Annotated in this window: 15 protein-coding genes and 1 tRNA gene; 10 read left to right on the forward strand and 6 right to left on the reverse strand. The window is 54.0% G+C overall.

Translation table 11 applies throughout. The annotated features are described in order from the left end of the window. Positions 1–42: 42 nt before the first annotated feature. From QRN85_RS08835 to gmd, 3 genes are read right to left on the reverse strand one after another with little or no spacing between them, the layout of a single operon-like run. Positions 43–759: a glycosyltransferase family 2 protein gene (locus tag QRN85_RS08835; protein ID WP_284757521.1), complete on the reverse strand. Its 717-nt coding sequence runs from the start codon at positions 757–759 to the stop codon at positions 43–45. Positions 760–787: 28 nt separating this feature from the next. Further along, positions 788–1,726, reverse strand: a complete 939-nt coding sequence (fcl, locus tag QRN85_RS08840) for a GDP-L-fucose synthase (RefSeq protein ID WP_284757522.1) — start codon at positions 1,724–1,726, stop codon at positions 788–790. A gap of 3 nt (positions 1,727–1,729) precedes the next feature. Continuing rightward, positions 1,730–2,812 (reverse strand): GDP-mannose 4,6-dehydratase, encoded by a 1,083-nt coding sequence (gene gmd / locus QRN85_RS08845; RefSeq protein ID WP_284758813.1) that lies wholly within the window; start codon positions 2,810–2,812, stop codon positions 1,730–1,732. A 398-nt stretch (positions 2,813–3,210) separates the two neighbouring features. Between gmd and cysD the strand changes: the two genes are divergently transcribed. The 8 genes from cysD to QRN85_RS08885 all read left to right on the forward strand — a co-directional run bounded on the left by cysD (position 3,211) and on the right by QRN85_RS08885 (position 12,619). Then, complete coding sequence (gene cysD, locus QRN85_RS08850) at positions 3,211–4,110, forward strand: sulfate adenylyltransferase subunit CysD (RefSeq protein ID WP_284757523.1); 900 nt, start codon at positions 3,211–3,213, stop codon at positions 4,108–4,110. Further along, positions 4,110–6,002 (forward strand): sulfate adenylyltransferase subunit CysN, encoded by a 1,893-nt coding sequence (cysN, locus tag QRN85_RS08855; protein ID WP_284757525.1) that lies wholly within the window; start codon positions 4,110–4,112, stop codon positions 6,000–6,002. Before cysD ends, cysN begins: the two co-directional genes overlap by 1 nt. Before the next feature lie 139 nt (positions 6,003–6,141). Then, positions 6,142–6,960 carry an ABC transporter permease gene (locus QRN85_RS08860; RefSeq protein ID WP_284757527.1) on the forward strand — a complete coding sequence of 273 codons (819 nt, stop codon included), beginning with the start codon at positions 6,142–6,144 and terminating at the stop codon, positions 6,958–6,960. Next, on the forward strand, positions 6,950–8,443 hold the full coding sequence (locus QRN85_RS08865) for an ABC transporter ATP-binding protein (protein ID WP_284757528.1): 1,494 nt from the start codon (positions 6,950–6,952) through the stop codon (positions 8,441–8,443). Before QRN85_RS08860 ends, QRN85_RS08865 begins: the two co-directional genes overlap by 11 nt. Then, complete coding sequence (locus tag QRN85_RS08870) at positions 8,440–9,177, forward strand: hypothetical protein (RefSeq protein WP_284757529.1); 738 nt, start codon at positions 8,440–8,442, stop codon at positions 9,175–9,177. Before QRN85_RS08865 ends, QRN85_RS08870 begins: the two co-directional genes overlap by 4 nt. A 4-nt stretch (positions 9,178–9,181) precedes the next feature. Continuing rightward, positions 9,182–10,651 carry an FkbM family methyltransferase gene (locus tag QRN85_RS08875; protein WP_284757531.1) on the forward strand — a complete coding sequence of 490 codons (1,470 nt, stop codon included), beginning with the start codon at positions 9,182–9,184 and terminating at the stop codon, positions 10,649–10,651. Beyond that, positions 10,651–11,475, forward strand: a complete 825-nt coding sequence (locus QRN85_RS08880) for a hypothetical protein (protein WP_284757532.1) — start codon at positions 10,651–10,653, stop codon at positions 11,473–11,475. Before QRN85_RS08875 ends, QRN85_RS08880 begins: the two co-directional genes overlap by 1 nt. Continuing rightward, positions 11,465–12,619 carry a glycosyltransferase family 2 protein gene (locus QRN85_RS08885; protein WP_284757534.1) on the forward strand — a complete coding sequence of 385 codons (1,155 nt, stop codon included), beginning with the start codon at positions 11,465–11,467 and terminating at the stop codon, positions 12,617–12,619. The genes QRN85_RS08880 and QRN85_RS08885 overlap by 11 nt, the downstream gene beginning before the upstream one ends. Before the next feature lie 791 nt (positions 12,620–13,410). Here QRN85_RS08885 and QRN85_RS08890 read toward each other — a convergent pair. From QRN85_RS08890 to QRN85_RS08900, 3 genes are all read right to left on the reverse strand, one after another. Beyond that, positions 13,411–14,019, reverse strand: coding sequence for a YcxB family protein (locus QRN85_RS08890; protein ID WP_284757536.1), 609 nt, complete (start codon positions 14,017–14,019; stop codon positions 13,411–13,413). Between the two features lie 224 nt (positions 14,020–14,243). Further along, positions 14,244–15,893, reverse strand: coding sequence for a malate dehydrogenase (quinone) (gene mqo / locus QRN85_RS08895; RefSeq protein WP_284758814.1), 1,650 nt, complete (start codon positions 15,891–15,893; stop codon positions 14,244–14,246). Positions 15,894–16,363: 470 nt separating this feature from the next. Further along, on the reverse strand, positions 16,364–16,774 hold the full coding sequence (locus tag QRN85_RS08900) for a cupredoxin domain-containing protein (protein WP_062586734.1): 411 nt from the start codon (positions 16,772–16,774) through the stop codon (positions 16,364–16,366). A gap of 252 nt (positions 16,775–17,026) precedes the next feature. Here QRN85_RS08900 and QRN85_RS08905 point away from each other — a divergent pair. Further along, a tRNA-Pro gene (locus tag QRN85_RS08905) sits at positions 17,027–17,103 on the forward strand. 274 nt (positions 17,104–17,377) lie between these two features. After that, the gene (locus tag QRN85_RS08910) at positions 17,378–18,580 is read left to right on the forward strand and encodes a glycosyltransferase family 2 protein (RefSeq protein WP_284757538.1); all 1,203 of its coding nucleotides are present in this window, start codon (positions 17,378–17,380) and stop codon (positions 18,578–18,580) included. Positions 18,581–18,683 lie beyond the last annotated feature (103 nt).

Below are 18,683 nucleotides of genomic sequence, written 5' to 3' on the forward strand. Positions count from 1 at the left end.
AACATGATCGTAACTTCGCTCAGCGGAGACTGCACATCGAGCCTATCGAATGATTGACTTCCACCAAACTGAGTAGGGCTGCGCCAACCACCATTTTAGAGGGACTCGGCCGTGGTGTCGGCGCACGAGGTTGATCGCTTCTTTATAATGAAGTCGGCGATTGTTGCTGGTCTTCGTGGCTTCGTGCACACGATTGACTGCTACGAAATCCTCAATGAATTCTGGGGCGCCAACACGTTTATAGAGTCGCCACCATAAATCGTAGTCCATTGTCATTTGGAGAGAGGGGTCGACGCCCCCCACGCGATCCCAAGCGCTACGTCGGATTAGAGTGGCCGGCTGTGAAATGATGCAACGCAGGGCCAGGCGCCGTTCAGAGAAGGGCTCCACCCATACCGGTCGGCGTTTCCCGCCATTTTGATGGTGATTCCAGCATCGACCGTAAACCATTGAGGCCTCCGGCATAGCTTCAGCGGCCTTCACCATACGTGCGAGAGCACCGGGTAAGAACCAGTCGTCGCTGTTTAGCCAGCAGACATATTTTGCGCTACCTCTGCTAATCCCTTCGTTGATTGCGGCCGCTTGCCCATCGTCTTTGTGGCTACGATATCCAGCCAACCGGTGTTCCCATTGCGAAATCACTTCCAAAGAATTGTCGGTAGATCCACCGTCGACGACAAAGACTTCTAAGGGAAGGTCTTGCTCGAAGATTGACGTCAACGCTTGATTGAGGAAGCGCCCTTGGTTGAAAGAGGGCACGGCGACGGTAACGACGGTATCTGCCAGATCAGCCTCCGGTATGCTTGGCGAGAAAATCGGCGTAGGCGAGAGCTATTCCGTCAGACAATTCGGTCTTCGCTTGCCAACCGAGTTGTTGCATGCGGGTCACGTCGAGCAGCTTGCGGAGCGTGCCATCGGGCTTGGACGCGTCGAAGACGATCTCGCCGTCGAAGCCTACGACGTTCATTACTGTTTCGGCAAGCTCCCGGATTGTGACGTCCGTTCCGGTCCCTACATTGAAAAGACCGTCGTTCAACGCATCCTGCTCCATCAGGAACAGGCAGGCGTTTGCCATGTCGTCCACATAGAGGAACTCGCGCATTGGTCGCCCCGAGCCCCAGACAGTGTAGGTGCTGTCGCCACGGAGCTTCGCCTCATGCGCCTTGCGTATTAAGGCAGGGAGGACGTGGCTGTTGGCAAGATCGTAGTTGTCGTTGGGCCCATAAAGGTTGGTAGGCATCGCCGAGACATAGGATGTCCCGTATTGCCGGTTGTAGCTCTCGCACAGTTTGACGCCAGCGATCTTGGCGATAGCGTAGGGCTCGTTCGTCGGTTCTAATGGTCCGGTTAGCAGATAGTCTTCCGTTATCGGTTGCGGACAATCACGAGGATAGATGCAGCTCGAGCCGAGGAACAGCATGCGTTTAACGCCGGCCTGCCATGCTGCATGAACGACGTTCGCCTCGATCATAAGGTTTCGATAGAGGAAGTCCGCTCTGTAGGTATTGTTAGCATGTATGCCGCCTACTTTTGCGGCTGCCATGAAAATGTAATCTGGCTTCTCGCGAACTAAAAACTCAGTGACCTGCGTCTGCTGCGTCAGATCGAGCTCGCTGCTGGAACGGGTGACAACATTTTCGTAGCCGGCAGCATAGAGCTGCCGGACGATCGCTGAGCCAACCATTCCGCGATGGCCAGCAACGTAGATTTTTGCATCCTTGCGCATGGCTTACTCGTGGTAACGGAAGGTGTTATAGCCGTGCTTCTTGACGACTTCATCGCGCTCTGCCGACTTTAGGTCCTCACGCATCATTTCCGAAACAAGTTCGCTGAAGGTGATCTTTGGCGTCCAGCCGAGCTTTTCGCGGGCCTTGCTGGCGTCGCCCAGAAGGGTCTCAACCTCTGCCGGCCGGAAATAGCGGGGATCGACAGCAACGACGCAGCGCCCGCTATCGTCATAACCCTTTTCATCTACGCCAGTGCCGCGCCAGTCGATTCTCATGTCGATTTCAGCCGCTGCTGCATTAACGAAGTCACGAACGCTATATTGCACACCAGTGGCGATGACAAAATCTTCTGGTACCTCCTGTTGCAGCATCATCCACTGCATTTCGACATAGTCCTTCGCGTGACCCCAGTCGCGGAGCGCGTCCATGTTGCCGAGATAGAGGCAGTCCTGCAGGCCAAGCTTGATGCGGGCCAGAGCGCGGGTAATCTTGCGAGTTACAAAAGTCTCGCCGCGAACAGGGCTTTCGTGGTTGAAGAGAATGCCGTTGCAGGCATAAATGCCATAGGATTCGCGATAGTTCACCGTGATCCAGTAGGCATAGAGCTTCGCTACGGCATAAGGTGAACGCGGGTAAAACGGTGTTGTTTCCCGTTGCGGGGTCTCCTGCACGAGACCGTAAAGCTCGGATGTACTCGCCTGGTAGAACTTTGTCCTTTTTTCAAGACCGAGAATACGGATGGCCTCAAGAATCCGCAGGGCCCCGATGCCGTCCGAGTTTGCTGTGTACTCTGGTTCTTCAAAAGACACGGCGACATGCGATTGTGCCGCAAGGTTGTATATTTCGTCTGGCTGTACCTGCTGGATGATACGTATCAGACTTGAGGAATCTGTCAGGTCACCATGATGGAGGATGAACTTGCGGTCACCTTCATGAGGGTCCACATAAAGGTGGTCGATTCGATCCGTGTTGAACAAGGAAGTCCGGCGCTTTATGCCGTGCACCTCATATCCTTTGGCGAGCAGCAACTCGGCTAGATAAGATCCGTCCTGGCCGGTTACGCCGGTGATTAGAGCTTTTTTCACGGTGCCTCTCAATTTGTTGACCTTCACACACTCGCAAACGGGGAGCTGACGCACCAGCGGTTGCGCGCACTGGATCATAACTTCGCCCTGGCTGTACTTCCCATTCTCAGATGTTGCCAGAGGCTACGTCAACATCGGGCCGCTCAATACACATTTTTTTACGCTAAGGCGAATCGTTTTCGTCGGCGCGTCACTCAACGCGCTTGCGTTCCTGGAGGCTGAGCCGGTACTCGCTCGAACCGCATAACCATCTCTCAGTGCGTATCCGGAGGAGACCAATGTGGACGAAAATCCTTTTCTTTCTGAACCTCGTTCTGTAAGACCTGTCCGCATGTTCAAAGTGCTGCCGCTCGCGAACCTATTGCTGCGGTTGCCACGCCCGATCTGGAGCCGCTCCTTTGACAATGTCTCACCTGGATCGATTAGAAGCAGAGGCAGTTCACGTATTCCGGGAGGTAGCTGCCTGCTTTGCAAAGCCGGTGATGCTGTACTCGATTGGTAAGGACTCGTCGGTAATGCTGCACTTGGCTCGCAAAGCCTTTTATCCAGCGCCTCTACCATTTCCACTTTTGCATGTCGATACGACTTGGAAGTTCCGGGAGATGATCGAATTCCGTGATCAGCTTTCACAGGAATTCGGCCCCAACTTGATCATACATATCAACGAGGATGGGGTTTCGGAAGGCATCGACCCCTTCATCCATGGGTCAAACTATCATACCCATGTAATGAAGACACTGGGTCTTCGCCAAGCGCTGGAGCGACACGGCTTCGATGCGGCGTTTGGCGGTGCGCGGCGAGATGAGGAAAAATCTCGTGCCAAGGAGCGCATCTTTTCCTTCCGAAACAATCAGCACGCCTGGGACCCAAAGAAACAGCGCCCGGAGATGTGGAAGACATTCAACACGCGTATCAATCAGGGTGAGTCGATCCGTGTATTTCCCCTTTCTAATTGGACGGAGCTCGACATTTGGCAGTATATTCGCAGGGAGCGCATCCCGATCGTTCCCCTGTACTTTGCACGTGAGCGGCCAGTTGTTCGGAGGGACGGCATGCTGATTATGGCAGACGATGATCGAATGAAGCTCAGACCAGGGGAGCACGTTCAAATCCTGCGAGTACGTTTCCGCACGCTTGGCTGCTATCCTCTGACGGCTGCGATCGAGTCCGAGGCGGAGTCGCTCGACGACATAATTGCCGAGATGCTGACCTCGACAACCTCGGAACGACAGGGTCGGATGATTGACCGAGACGAGGAGGGATCAATGGAACGCAAGAAGAAGGAGGGCTACTTCTGATGCCCTTGATCCCTGATAGCAGCGATGATGTCACCGAGTATCTGCGCCAGCAGGAGCAGAAGTCACTTTTGCGCGTCCTTACGTGCGGATCCGTTGACGACGGCAAGTCTACACTGATCGGACGTTTGCTTTATGACAGCAAGCAAATTTTCGAGGATCAGCTAGTTGCGCTTCGAAGTGACAGCGCTCGGCATGGAACGGCTGGAGAACATCTTGATTTCGCTCTGTTGGTAGATGGTCTCCAGGCCGAGCGCGAGCAGGGCATCACTATTGATGTTGCCTATCGATTTTTCGCCACTGAACGTCGTAAATTCATTGTGGCAGATACGCCGGGCCACGAAGAATACACGCGCAATATGGCCACAGGGGCCTCCACAGCCGATTTAGCAATAGTACTGGTGGACGCGCGTCACGGCATACTGCCACAGACGCGCAGGCACAGTTTCATCGTTTCATTGCTTGGCGTGCGCCACATTGTGCTGGCTGTAAACAAGATCGATATGGTTGGCTTTGAACAGGCGCGTTACGAGACCATCGTCGCCGACTATCGAAGCTTTGTCGCAAAACTCGGATTTGAAACAGTTGTAGCCATCCCATTGTCCGCCCGCTTCGGTGACAACATCATCGCTCCGTCTCCCAATACTCCATGGTATAGTGGCGCGCCTCTCCTTAGATTTCTTGAAGAGGTGGGGACACATGATCAGGCCGCAGAAGCGCAACCATTTCGATTTCCTGTTCAGTATGTGACAAGACCAAATCTTGATTTCCGCGGCTTCAGCGGCGAGGTTGCCGCAGGCAGTGTCTGCCCCGGTGATCCTGTGATGATCGCGAAATCCGGCAGGACCTCAAAAGTCCGCGAGATCGTCACCATGGACGGGCCGATCGGCATAGCTCAGGCGGGACAGCCAGTCACCGTGGTGCTAGACGACCAAGTCGATGTCTCGCGCGGAGATATCCTGTGCAAGCCAGGGGAGCGCCCACAGGTTTCTGATCAGATTCAGGCGCACGTTATCTGGTTCGACTCAGCACCAATGATACCGGGTCGGAGCTACGTATTGCGGACAGAATGTGATGAAGTCGCCGCGAGTATAAGCAGCCTGCGTTACAGCGTCGATATCAATACCCTTTCCCACATGCCGGCGCGCACGCTGGCCATGAACGAGATCGGCGTGTGCAATATCTCGCTTCAGGCACCGATTGCGTTTGACCCTTATAGGCAAAATAGGACTACCGGCAACTTCATCCTGATAGACCGCTTCACCAACTCCACGGTGGGTTCTGGCATGATCGATTTTGCATTACATCGTTCAGATAACATAAAGTGGCAGGCGATCGATGTCAGTAAGGCGTCGCGCGCCTCTCAGAAGGGGCAGGCTCCTAGGGTGATCTGGTTTACTGGGCTTTCCGGCTCAGGAAAGTCAACGATCGCAAACTGCCTGGAACGGCGACTGCAGGCAGAGGGTTTCCACACCATGCTGCTCGACGGTGACAACGTTCGCCACGGCCTTAACCGTGACCTAGGTTTTACCGACGCCGACCGCGTGGAAAATATCCGTCGCATCGCAGAGGTTGCAAAGCTGATGACGGAGGCGGGGCTCATCGTTATTGTTTCCTTTATCTCGCCATTCCGGTCTGAGCGACAGATGGCTCGACAATTGATGGCCAAGAACGAGTTCATCGAAGTCTTCGTTGATACGCCCCTAGAAGAATGCATTCGTCGGGACCCCAAGGGCCTCTACAAGCGCGCGCTGGCTGGGGAAATCCGGAATTTCACCGGTCTCGATTCTATCTATGAGCCACCGGAGGAGCCAGAAATTCAACTGAAAACGGCGACAGCAAAGCCGGAAGACCTTGCTGATCAAATCGCCTCATACATACTCGATTTGCCGTAAATGCTGGGCTTTGTTCGACACGCGTCCTCATTTGCCTTCAGACCGGATTTGCGTCGGAGTTAACAATTGGGTACTGACGAACACATATTCATCCTGATGTTCACGAGGCCTACGTCCGAAAATCAAGGTTCCTGTAAGAATGCACCATCCCGCTTCACCCGCCTCCATCGCCCAGAGCTTTGCCCGACATTGGGGGTTAATTAAAGAACTGGTAAAGCGCGATTTCTCATCACGATACCGGGGCTCAGCCTTTGGTATCGCTTGGATCCTGCTCGTTCCTCTAATCTTCCTGGTGGTGTACACGGTATTCTTTAGCGGCATCTTGAAAGCGAGATGGCTAAATGAAGCCTCCGGCTCAACAGTTTTGTTCGCCGTCAATTTATTTGCTGGACTACTGCTTCACATGTTCCTCGCCGAGTGCATTAACCGGGCACCACACCTAATCCTTTCTCAGCCTAACTATGTGAAGAAGGTCGTTTTTCCGCTCGAGATCATACCCCTTGTCTCAGTCGCTTCGTCTTTTGTAAATTTGTTGATTTCCGTCCTTGTTCTTATCGCTTTTTGTCTTTTTTCAGGTTTTGGCTTGCACCTCACTGTGTTCCTCGTACCTGTCGTCTTTCTCCCGCTCGTTCTATTTTCGTTGGGCGTGAGCGCTTTCCTGTCTTCTCTTGGTGTGTATATGCGTGATGTTTCGCAGGTCACCGGCTTCATTTCCACTATACTTCTTTTTCTTAGTCCGGTTTTTTTCAGTTCCGAAATGTTTCCAGCTGACTATCGATGGTTGCTGAATTTGAACCCGCTAACGCTGCCCATCGAGCAGCTTCGCAGCGTTGTTATTGAAGGCAAAGGCTTTGGTTTGGTTGACTGGTTGTGCGGCTTTGTCGTCGGTCTTGTGAGCACCTGCGCCGGGTTTGCTTGGTTTCAAAAGACGCGGTCAGGATTTGCCGATGTCATCTGAGCCTATTATTAAAGCGGAGAGCCTTAGCAAATGTTACGAGGTCTACGCCAACCCCCGCGACAGACTAAAACAGCTTCTCGTGCCACCTTTGCTTCGAGCAGTTTCCCGCCCGCTGGAGGCGGTTGGAATTGATGGTTTCTCTGTACCCGCTCCTTATTATCGGGAGTTTTGGGCGCTTCGGGATGTCGACCTCGTCGTTAACAAGGGACAGTCTCTTGGCATTGTAGGCCGGAATGGATCTGGAAAGTCGACGCTTCTGCAAATGATCTGCGGCACACTGACGCCGACTGGTGGCGCGGTCATGGTGAAGGGGCGTATCTCAGCCTTGCTAGAGTTGGGGTCAGGCTTCAACCCTGATTACACGGGACGGGAGAACGTCTATCTCAACGGCCAAATTCTCGGACTAAGCAACCGTGAAATTGATGCGCGCTTCCAAGAAATCGCAGCTTTCGCTGATATCGATGCTTTTTTGGATCAGCCGACCAAGACCTATTCAAGCGGCATGGTAGTGCGACTCGCCTTCGCGGTCGCCGTAAATGTAGATCCCGAGATTCTTGTCGTTGATGAGGCACTCGCGGTAGGCGATCTTGGCTTCCAGACACGATGCTATGCGAAGATTGCGGAGCTTCGGCAAAAAGGCGTTACTTTGCTGTTCGTTTCCCACTCAATGACTGCACTGACACAGTTATGCGAGAAAGCAGTTGTCCTTGATCGCGGCGAGATGCTCTTTTCTGGAGCTGCTTCCGAAGCCGTGCGTGCATATAACTATCTAGCCAGTGCTGGTCCGAGTACTCTTGAACGGGTTCGCTCTGAGATAAAGACACGCTCGCTTTCGTCTTCGCGTGCGGTCGCGTCTTCAAATGCTTTGGATGTCCTGCCGGTTCTCGAGTCTTCGCCAGGAAAGGGGCCTGTTACGGCCGTCGACGCAAGTTTCGATCACGAATACGAGCAGATCATCGCTAGCCTACCTTCGGAGCGGTCCGAACCGGCAGGGGGTGAGATTGTCGATTATCGTATCTGCACTCCTGCGGACCTGAAAGTAAACGTTCTGCCTATAGGCGAAACCTTCGTACTCAAGTTTACCGTCGATTTTCACCGTGACATTAACATGGTCCGTTTTGCGTGGGTTGTCCGGTCGGTAAGCGGCCAACTGCTTGGCGGAGGAGCATCTCATCCTCCCGGTACTGGTTTAGATGTGTCTGCAGGCAGCCGAGTTGAAGTCGAAAGCCCCTTCAACAACCTTTTTCTATCCGGGGACTATCTCATCGATATCGGCGTGCGCGGTATTGGTGATGTTCCAGATGAATTCGTTCACGGAATTCCTCATGCATTAGGTTTCCGTTCGGTCGACCAAGCGGCGTCGCATCCGCGAAACGGAGTCGTGGACTGTCTAGTGAGCCCTTATTTCCGGTTCAAGGGGATTTCGCATAGAGGAGACCCAGGAGCCACCTCTCGCATCTTTGAAGTGGATGATACAGAATGACCCTGACGCAGGCGCAACGTGATGGACTGCTGCACGAGTTGTCGGAAGACTATTTGCGACGCTCGGGCTGGTGGTCTAGTCTAGAGACGCAGCAGGCATGTGATACGTCAGGTCCATGTCCCTGGTTTACCTATTCTGCTACCCGCTATCTTGCGGGAATCGTCAGGCCAAGTTATCGCGTGTTCGAATACGGTTCCGGCAATTCCTCTCGGTGGTGGGCAAGTCGCGCGGCTGAGGTCGTGTCAGTAGAGCATGATCCGCTCTGGGCCGAACATCTTCGGTCCGATAAACTGCAGAATGTCGTTGTCGTGGAAAAGCATATGGATGAACCGACCGCTTTCCAGCATTCCAAGATTTTATTGTCGCAGTATCCACATGCTTCCATGGCGGCTCGCCTGTCAAGCGACCCAACCCGGAATTACCGAGCTGGCCTTCTGGATGATTGCTTTCACGCCTACGCTTCAGTTCTCCTTGAGTTTCCGAAGCAGTATTTCGATGTGGTTGTGGTCGACGGCATGGCAAGGGTTCTTACAACCTGGGTAGCGGTTCGACAGCTCGGCCCGGAAGGCGTCATTGTTTTTGACAACTCAGACAGAGACGAATACCAGTCTGCTTACGACTACCTTAGGGCGCAGGGTTTTGTTCGCCTGGACTTCTGGGGGCTCGGTCCGATCAATCGATATGAATGGTGTACATCGATCTTCACCCGTTCCCTCTGTTCTCTTCAGGCTTGATCACATGAATGAAACTGGAATTATCGTCTTTGGCTTTCGCAGACGGGAGGCGCTTTGGAACGTGCTGGAAAGTTTGCGGCGCCAGGGATTTTTGGCGAACACACACGTCTGGCTGGATGGCCACGCCCATCGGCACGAACTTCAAGAAGATGTGACGGCCTGTCGCGAGCTTGCGAATAGTTTCGTCGACGCGCAATGGCGAATTCACAACGGACACTTGGGCATCGAAAAAATGATGCTTGATGGCCTCGCATTTATGGCACGGAATTACGAGAATATCATTGTTCTCGAGGATGACTGCTTTCCCACTGCGAATGCTATTCGTGAGTTCGAGCTAACGCTTAGAGCCGTGAGCACTGATCCCACAGTTTTCTCTGTCTATGGTAATCCATTTCGCGTGGATAGCGAAGGCGCGCGGTTCAGCCGCTTCCAGGGATGGGGGTGGGCTACCACGAGAACTAAACTTCTGCCCGTCCTATCGCAGTTGAAGTCTATGTTTTCAATGTCCGAAGCTGATTACCTTTCTTGGGTCAACGAGGCACTAGATTTGCAGGTCATTGAGCGCCTCGATGTGACGCCTGGGCGTAACGTCACAGACGTCCTGCGCCAGCAATTCAGTTGGGACAGCGGCATCGCATTGCTGAGCGCGGTGTTGGGTCTGGAGCATGTGAAGACAAGCATCCCGGTTATCTATAACTGCGGCATCGGGGAGAACAGCGGCCACTTCCACGAGGACAGTTTACGTTTCCGACAACCGCCTTTCAACATGATCGGGGTGGAGGAAGTCTGGCAATATTATGATGCAGAGTTACCTGAACAATATAGGGGTAAAACTTTCTTCGGCCTAGATGAGCTTGATCGAAAGATTGCGGCTCATTTACCGGCCGGTGGCGGCCTCATGGTGGAAGTCGGAGCGAATGACGGCATTAACCAGTCGAACTCACTCTATTTCGAGCGAAAGGGCTGGAAAACCGTACTTATCGAACCGTCTCCAGCAATCTTTGCACGGTGTAAAAAAAATAGGCCACTGGCGGATGTAATCAACGCTGCCTGCGTCTCCTCGTCATATAAAGGGGAGACAGTGCGGTTTATCGACGTCGGCTTGATGTCGATGGTCGATGGTGCGCGGGGCTCACTCGCGGAACAGAAACAGTGGATACAAAGAGGTGAAACGCTTCAGGAATTGAAGAGCACTGAACTACTGGTGCCGGCCCGCAGCCTATCATCTATTCTTGCTGAACGGAACATCGAGAGGGTGGACCTCCTGTCGCTTGATGTGGAGGGCTACGAGCTCGAGGTTCTCGATGGGTTAGATTTTTCGAAATACCGGCCTGCCCTCATAGTGGTTGAAGACTCCAAAGGCGGCGAGGTGACGAGCGCAATCTGCGGTCATGGTTACGAGGTCGTGGTCGTGTTGAATGAGCGCAACTTTACACGGGATGTTCTCTTGCGTGACTGTAGGCAGGCCCGCTGATGAGGTTCGGAGATACAACAGACTCATTTGGCAGTTTCGGTGGACATGGCAATGGGGTCGTGCGCATCTATCATTCGTTTGCCCGCTCAGGCGGAACTTTGGTCAACAAATTTCTCGGGGTCCATAACGAATGCCTTGTCCTTTCCGAAGTCAATCCGGCGGTTAGCTACAAGCCACTAGGCGAGCAAGCCGTGGAATGGTTAGGATTGATCGCAGCGCACGAGCAAAATCGGTTCCTACGCCTGGCTTATGCTGAACAGGTTTCGCTATTGTATGCGCGAGCCCGCGATGCTGGAAAGCATCTAGTTGTTCGCGATTGGGTAACCGTAAATTTTCTTCCCAACACTGCGCAGTTCCATGGACGCCCAAGCGGGGTCCTTGAGCAGACAGCGTATCTACGTAACGCTGGCTTTGAGACACTTTCTGTCGTCGTAGCCCGACGGGCAGTTGCAGTATACAAATCCATCGTTGATAACTTTGTCCAATTTGAGAATCTCACAATCGATGACTTTGCGAACGCATACCTAGCGTATGCGCAGGCCGTCAGCACGCTCCCGGTCTTCCAACTAGAGCATATCAGCCGGAGGCCAGAGCAAGAAATTCCGCGTATCATTTCAGCACTCAATTTACCTGCAACGGACATTAATGACGTGCTTCAGCGCTTTTCGAATTTTGACAAATGCACCGGAGACAACACATTGGCGAGACAATTAGATAATACCAAGAGTGGACAGAACATATTAGTTCATCCAGTCGAGGCTGAAGAGCTTTCCGCAGATTCGAGACTCCAACAGGCAGACAGGCTTCTTGGCTATGACAAATGACACCGGCGACATGTGGGCGCTTATTGAAGCCAGAGACCACACGATTCAAGAGATGCGCGACGAGATTCATGCTTTGCGCATGGCCGAAAGTGAGCGTGAAATGATCCGCCGAACTCTGAATGAGCTTCAGCAGGCGCAAACGAATACCTTTGCGGAAGTCTACAAGTTGCGTGAGGAACTTTTTCATTTTCGAACAATCGGCAGTAGGTTGCTTCTTCGTTTGACATCGCCCCTTGATCGAGCGGTCAATCGTTACCGATCGATCGTGCGGCCACGTCTCGGTCACCTTGTTCAACATGCGCCGAGAACTGCTCTATCGGTCGATCACATTCCTGTTTCGCCCCGAAAAGATGCAGCGCGCATCAGCATCGTGACGCCGTCTTTTGGCCAGGGTCATTTTATTGAGCGAACAATTCTGAGCGTTTTGGATCAGGGCTATCCTAACCTTGAATACTTGGTGCAAGATGGTGGTTCAAAAGACGATACTGAGGCGGTTTTGCGGAAGTATGAAGATCGCTTAGCTGGATGGAGATCCGAGGCCGATAGCGGCCAGTCAGACGCGATTAACCGCGGGTTTCGTCACACGACCGGAGATATCATGGGTTGGTTAAATTCCGACGATATGTTGTTGCCAGGAGCGCTTGCCTCGATCGACAGGTTTTTTGCGCGCCACCCGGATGTGGACGTAGTTTACGGCAATCGCTTGATGATCGATGAAGAGGACCGCGAAATTGGTCGTTGGATTATGCCCGGTCACGATTCGGATGTCTTGTCCTGGGCAGATTACATACCTCAAGAGACGCTGTTTTGGCGACGATCCATTTGGGAGAAAGTGGGCGGACAGATTGACGAGTCCTTCCGTTTTGCTATGGATTGGGACCTTCTCGTCCGCTTCCGAGATGCTGGTGCGAAATTTGCTCACATACCGCAGTTCTTGGGCGCTTTCCGCATTCATCATCAGCAGAAAACTTCTGCCGAAATTTCAGAGCTTGGTTTCCAGGAGATGAATCGCATCCGTCAGCGCATACACGGATACGTGCCGGAGCCCATGCAGATCCGTAAAGCGGTGGCTCCGTTTTTGCTACGTCACGTCTGGGTCGATATGAAATGGAGGGTTGCCAGAGCCACTAAACCGTCAAGGTAAGGCGTTCGGTGCAACCAATTAACAGTTAGATGCCTCAACTACGACCCCGATATGCAGTCGCGTTCACAACCGAACGCGCTGCTACAGATGCGTTAAATACTGCTGTAGCAGCGAGTGACGATGTCGTGATTGTATGGCTGAAGATGACGTTGAAGCCATCAACTAGCTTTAAAGCAACAATGGCGCCGTTGCGGATTGGACGTTGGCAGATCCGAGGCGTCCTTCACTCGAAGCTTGGTAAGACAGCGACGGAACTCCCGGCTAACGTCAGCGACCATATGTCCGCGTGATAGTGCGCGCGTGGCGAGGGAAACGACACGACTGTTTCCAGCCCTGTCTGTTTCTTCCAGATAGATAGGAGACCGAGCCGAACCAGCTAGCTATCGGTCTGCACGACGCCTCGTGAGCCGAGCGTCTTGACGCTCCTTCAGGGCCTCCTCGCGATCATCCGTCGTTTCGGTTAGTCCATAACAGGTGTGCTCCTCCTAACTTGGATATTCCAAGGAGAGTTGGGCGAGTTCTGCTGCGCGCGCGCCGGAATAAAGCACGACCAGCGGCACCCAATAAAAGTGACCGGGGGTCTGCTCGTGCCTGGCTTTTCCAAAAGTGCGGCTCTTCATGACTTATACCGACGTGAAGAGCGGTAGCTTGAAGCGCACGTCGAGTTGAAGCAATTAAAAGCTGTTGTGAAAGTCAAGCTATCTTCTTAGCGCCCCAGCCATTCTGAAATTACATGCGTTCTCAGCGAATTCTGTCTCTTTCAGCAATCTGGTTGCGTGTTTTAGCTCTTTTCAAGCCTGAATTTTGAAGCCTGCAAGGCGTGGAGGTGAGACGGGTTGCTGACCCCACCACGTTTGCAAGGCAGTGGCAAATTCCTCAGCCTCTGTAGGCTCGAATAGTCTCTTGGGAAGCACATGGGCCTGTGTCTTTGAGGTCCAGAAATAGTAACGTTCTCCATCTTCCTCAACGCTGTAGAGGCTTTCCCATGGACAGAACCATGTTTGTTGCCGGACAAGAATGGAGACACCCTTGTCGTCAACTGTCATTTCCAGTGGAACATTCACAGCCTCCCGGGCTTCGAGAAAACCTTTCCAGAAGCCATGAAACTGGGCGCGGAAGAAGCCATAAAGCAGCCAAGCCAGCGCTGGGCCCGCAGCGAGAGCACCCATGACGATAAGGACAGCTATCAAACGATCTCCGCTTGTCCACCAGCCAAATGCGATGATGAAACCCGCGAAAAGCGTGCAGAGAGTAAGAAATCCCGCGAACCGGCCGAATGGTAAAGGTTCGCTGCGGGCGTAGCGCACGGCCAGGTGGTCTTCTATGCTGATTTCGAATTGCTTCGTGAAGGCAGCGTGTTTCGAAGTTCGCCAGATAGAAGGAACTGTTGACTTGGTCACTTCAGTTTTCCCTGCTCGAATTCGGAAGAAACAAAGCCGCAATCGCGGGGGGGGGCACGGATGAGAATGATAGCTCACGAGTCATTTTTGCCATCCGTCAACAATGGATGCAAGCAGAGATTGCGAATTATAAGTATCGGCAAAACGAAAAAGGCACGCCCGTAGGCGTGCCCTTGTATTGCGAAATTTCCGACAGGCCGTGATTGCGGCGGGAAAAACGCGCGTTACAGCGCCATGTCTGGACGCTTGACGCCGGATTCGTTTGTTGCGCCCGGTGCTGCTTTGATCGCCGCCATGTCGATCTGCGGCGGTGTCGGCAGTTGCAGGTGTTCGCTGGTATATGCCCATTCCTGCATGACCTTCTCCGGGTCGGCATTCAGCTTTGTGCCATAGCTTGGAACGATCTGGCGGATCTTGGTCTGCCATTCGGGGGTGGCAACCTTTTCGGCAAAGACCTTTTCCAGAACCTGCAGCATGATGGGTGCTGCGGTGGATGCGCCCGGAGAGGCGCCGAGCAGGGCTGCGATGCTGCCATCCCTGGCGCTGACGATTTCCGTGCCGAGTTTGAGAACGCCGCCCTTGTCCTTGTCGCGCTTGATGATCTGCACACGCTGGCCGGCCTGCCACAGGCGCCATTCGCCCTGCTTGGCACCGGGGAAGTATTCCTGCAGCGCTGCAAAGCGATCGTCGTCGGATAGCATCAGCTGGCCCGCAAGATATTCCACCAGCGGATACTCATCCATGCCCACGCTCATCATTGGCCATGCATTGCTCATGGTCGTTGAGGTCAGGAGGTCGAAATAGGAGCCTTCCTTCAGGAACTTCGTAGAGAAGGTCGCGAAAGGTCCAAACAGGATGACGCGCTTGCCGCCAATGACGCGTGTGTCGAGGTGCGGGACGGACATTGGCGGAGAGCCGACGGACGCCTTGCCGTAAGCCTTGGCCAGATGAAGCATCGTCACATCGGGGTTTTCATTGACGAGGAAGGAGCCGCCAACCGGGAAACCGGCGTAATCGTCACCTTCCGGAATGCCGGACATCTGAAGCAGATGCAGCGCTCCGCCACCGGCACCCACGAAGACGAACTTGGCATCGACCGTGTGGCTGCTGCCATCCTTCGAATTGCTGTAGTTTACGCGCCATGTGCCGTCGTCGTTGCGTTCAATGCCATCGACTTCGCTTGAAACCTGCAGATTGAAGTTCTGCTGGCTTTTCAGATGCGCGACGAACTGGCGGGTGATCTCGCCAAATTCCATATCCGTGCCGAGCGGAGACCATGTCGCACCGATTTTCTGGGACGGATCGCGGCCCTGCATCATCAGCGGAACCCATTTTTTGATCTCTTCCGGATCGCTGGAATATTGCATTCCGGCAAAGAGCGGGCTGGCCTTCAACGCCTCATAACGCTTCTCCAGATAGGAGATGTTCTCATCACCCCAGACGAAGCTCATGTGAGGCGTGTGGTTGATGAAGGAACGCGGGTTTTTCAAGACGCCGTTGCGAACCTGCCAGGCCCAGAACTGGCGCGAAATCTGGAAGGATTCGTTGATTTCGATTGCCTTGGAAATATCAATGCCGCCATTGGCGGTTTCCGGCGTGTAGTTGAGTTCTGCAAGTGCGGAATGGCCTGTCCCGGCATTGTTCCAGCCATTCGAGCTTTCCATCGCCACCGCGTCCAGACGCTCGAGCATTTCAATCGACCAGGTGGGCTCCAGCTCATGCAGCCACACACCCAGTGTCGCGCTCATGATGCCACCGCCGATGAGGAGAACGTCCACTTTCTTGGTTGTGCCCTGTGCCAGCGCTGGCGCACCCGGAACCGCCGCAGCGGCGAGACCCGCCAACGCAGTACCCAGCACCTGTCGGCGGTTCATCGTGAGGCTGTTCTGCGAAAATCCGGTGGTAAGGCCGTTGCCCTGTTCTACTTTGGTCACGTCTTTTCCTAACGCTTGATGATCTTCAATTTGTGCGGCGCAATAACGCAATCAAATCGGTAAGACAACTCTCGGCAGTTGTCGCTTGGAGCTCAGAAATAGAGACCACGGCAGCGGTGGGAGACGGACCCCGGCTGAAGTCGCGTGCCGGCAATGAATGGTGGTTCAGATTTTTCCCTTATTTTCCGGGGACCTAAAGGCTTTCCTTACTTGCCGCAGGGCGGCGTAAAGCTCAGCCAAGTATAAAATGCATTTCTAATATATATAGACATGCAATCAGCGCATAACAGATCTGCGCATGGGAATCCGGCACAAAAGTGACGTCCAACGACGTTGAGCAATGGCAATTCCGACGTAAAAGACCCGCCGAAGGAAACTCCGGCGGGCACTGAAACTGTGGTACTCAGATATTACTCGGCAGCGAGGAATTCCGCGCAATAGCTCGGGCCGTTGACGCCGGGGCGGTCGGACACGGTACGGATCGAGCGGATCTTGTAGTCGCCGCCGACAACCAGCTGCACCGTGCAGGAGAGGTAGGATGTGCGTGCCGGAGAAATCTGGCGACCGCGTTTGCCGTCCTTGCCTTCTTCGAACTTGGCAGGAACCTTTGCCGTCTTGTAGCCGCCGCGCCAGTTGTATGTGGTCGTATCGCCGGTATCGACATCACTCAAGGGTGGACCGAACTTTGCGAAGAATACGCCTGCGGACTGTCCAACCCAACGTGTTTCCACGGCACTCTTGGGAGAGAGTGAAGGGGCGGTGGTTGTGCAGGCGGACAGGGCAATTGCCAGACCTGCCAGTGTTACGCTGCGAAAACGCATGTCGAATAATCCTTGTTGGGCCGTTTCCGGTGTGTTGTGGGAGATGACGTTCCCCTAGCAGATTTATCGAGAAGCGGGAGTGGCGACGGCCACGAGATTGAAGTTTTTTTGCCACAATTGCTTTTTTGTAACGATTTTTCGCAGGCGTCGAAGGGGCGGGAGCCGCAGTTTGCAAAAGAAGATCCGTCACAAAAATTTCATCGCCATGCTTGTCGAGAAAACGGTGCTAGTTTATAGAAGCGCCGCTGGTCACGGAGTGTAGCGCAGTCTGGTAGCGCACGTCGTTCGGGACGACGGGGTCGGAGGTTCGAATCCTCTCACTCCGACCACCTTTCCTTAGATATTGCTGTTTGTTCTTGCGGTGGCGCAGAGACCTCGGGTCGTGCGTAAGCTTCGCAAAAGCCGGGCTCTATATCGCTTTGCCATAGTCTGTCGGGCTGTTTGTTCGTGAGGGGAGCAGCGCTGGCGGGTAGCAAGAGACTTAGCCCCGCGTCTGTCCTCGGGCTTGAGAATTGACTGTCGGCGAGGGGCAAGTTCTGCTGTCGTTTCAGAGACAATTCTTCACACGGGGCAATGCCGGAGCGTCATTCACAGGCGGTTGCAATGTCCAATTCAGAAGTTCTTCTATCCATTTGTGTGCCGACCTATAACAGGCAGTTCCTGCTTGAGCGGAATGTCAATTTCCATCTTGAGTGGTTTCGCAAGATGGGCATGTCTTTTGAAATCGTCATTGTCGATGACTGCTCTACAGATGGTACCGCCGATTACATAGCAACACTCGCCGATGTTCCCGAAGTAAGCCCCTACAGACGCACCAGGAATTCCGGCTTTGTCAGCAACTATGCCTTCGCAATGCGCCGGGCGCGTGGTCGCTATGCCGTATTCCTGGGAGATGACGACCTGCTGATCCCGGAAAAGGTGAGGGAATATGTTGGCATCATGGAAGCGGAACCGGGCATCGGCATGGTGCAGGCGCCGTGGCTGCTGGTCGATGCCAGAGGCGGGCAGCGCGATTTGGGACCGTTTTATCGGATTCCGGGACCAACGCGGCAATCGAGGGGCGATTTTTCCTCATTCCTCAATTTTGTCTTCAATCACCATGTGTTTCCCGAGTTTCTGATCGTTCGCCGCGACGTCCTGGCAAGATCCATATCGAGTGCAACGCCCTTCATTTTCTGGGCCTATCTTTACACGGTGCGGGCGCTCGACAAGGCCGATGTCCTGTTCATGCCGGAGCCCTTTGCTCGCGTCACCGCCATTTCTGACGATCCCAGAATGCAGCAGGGCAATAATGAATGCATGTTCCAGTGGGATACCTACCGCGGCGGTATCGAATACCTCGCCGCACAGATGTGGAAGAACAAGATACCCTCGACCCATGAGCGTGACGAGTTCTTCCGCCGGCTCGTCGAATTCATGATGGTGCGACAGGGCGTTGCCTTACGGCTGCATATCGAGGGGCGCAACTGGCCAGAAGCCTATATCCTCTACAACAGGATGGCGGCCTATCAGACAGTGCCGCTGGCGGGCACGTCAATCGGCACGTTGCAGAAGCTCGCCGGGCTCGTGGTGGCGGCAAAAGAGGCCGCAGCTTTCAGCGATCTGCCGATAATCCTCGACCCTGCCGTCGGCAACGATATCGTGGAACTGCTGCCGGTGGCAGTCAAGGAGCGCATCACGCGCGATGTCCCCACCTATGACGATGGGCCCCGTGCCTGGCTTCGGCTGGATCCGCGCTTCGGGGAGCCTCTCAGACGGACCGATGCGGCATTCGATCTGCCGACCTATCTCGATCAATTCATTTGAGCGAGTTTGAAGCCTCCCTCCCGCCGGATGGAGGCTTTTTTTCAAGACATAGATAAGCGACGAGTCTACCCAGCGGCCGGCACCCGGCGCTGTTGCCCAATCT

This window comes from Agrobacterium sp. fls2-241-TYG-188a, from assembly GCF_030209845.1.

Excerpts from the sequence above, each read along its gene's own strand:
- QRN85_RS08900 (WP_062586734.1), bottom strand. The coding sequence starts at position 16,774 with ATGCGTTTTCGCAGCGTAACACTGGCAGGTCTGGCAATTGCCCTGTCC.
- QRN85_RS08860 (WP_284757527.1), top strand. The coding sequence starts at position 6,142 with ATGCACCATCCCGCTTCACCCGCCTCCATCGCCCAGAGCTTTGCCCGA.
- QRN85_RS08875 (WP_284757531.1), top strand. The coding sequence starts at position 9,182 with ATGAATGAAACTGGAATTATCGTCTTTGGCTTTCGCAGACGGGAGGCG.
- QRN85_RS08910 (WP_284757538.1), top strand. The coding sequence starts at position 17,378 with ATGTCCAATTCAGAAGTTCTTCTATCCATTTGTGTGCCGACCTATAAC.
- mqo (WP_284758814.1), bottom strand. The coding sequence starts at position 15,893 with ATGAACCGCCGACAGGTGCTGGGTACTGCGTTGGCGGGTCTCGCCGCT.
- QRN85_RS08870 (WP_284757529.1), top strand. The coding sequence starts at position 8,440 with ATGACCCTGACGCAGGCGCAACGTGATGGACTGCTGCACGAGTTGTCG.
- fcl (WP_284757522.1), bottom strand. The coding sequence starts at position 1,726 with ATGCGCAAGGATGCAAAAATCTACGTTGCTGGCCATCGCGGAATGGTT.
- QRN85_RS08880 (WP_284757532.1), top strand. The coding sequence starts at position 10,651 with ATGAGGTTCGGAGATACAACAGACTCATTTGGCAGTTTCGGTGGACAT.
- cysN (WP_284757525.1), top strand. The coding sequence starts at position 4,110 with ATGCCCTTGATCCCTGATAGCAGCGATGATGTCACCGAGTATCTGCGC.
- QRN85_RS08865 (WP_284757528.1), top strand. The coding sequence starts at position 6,950 with ATGTCATCTGAGCCTATTATTAAAGCGGAGAGCCTTAGCAAATGTTAC.
- QRN85_RS08885 (WP_284757534.1), top strand. The coding sequence starts at position 11,465 with ATGACAAATGACACCGGCGACATGTGGGCGCTTATTGAAGCCAGAGAC.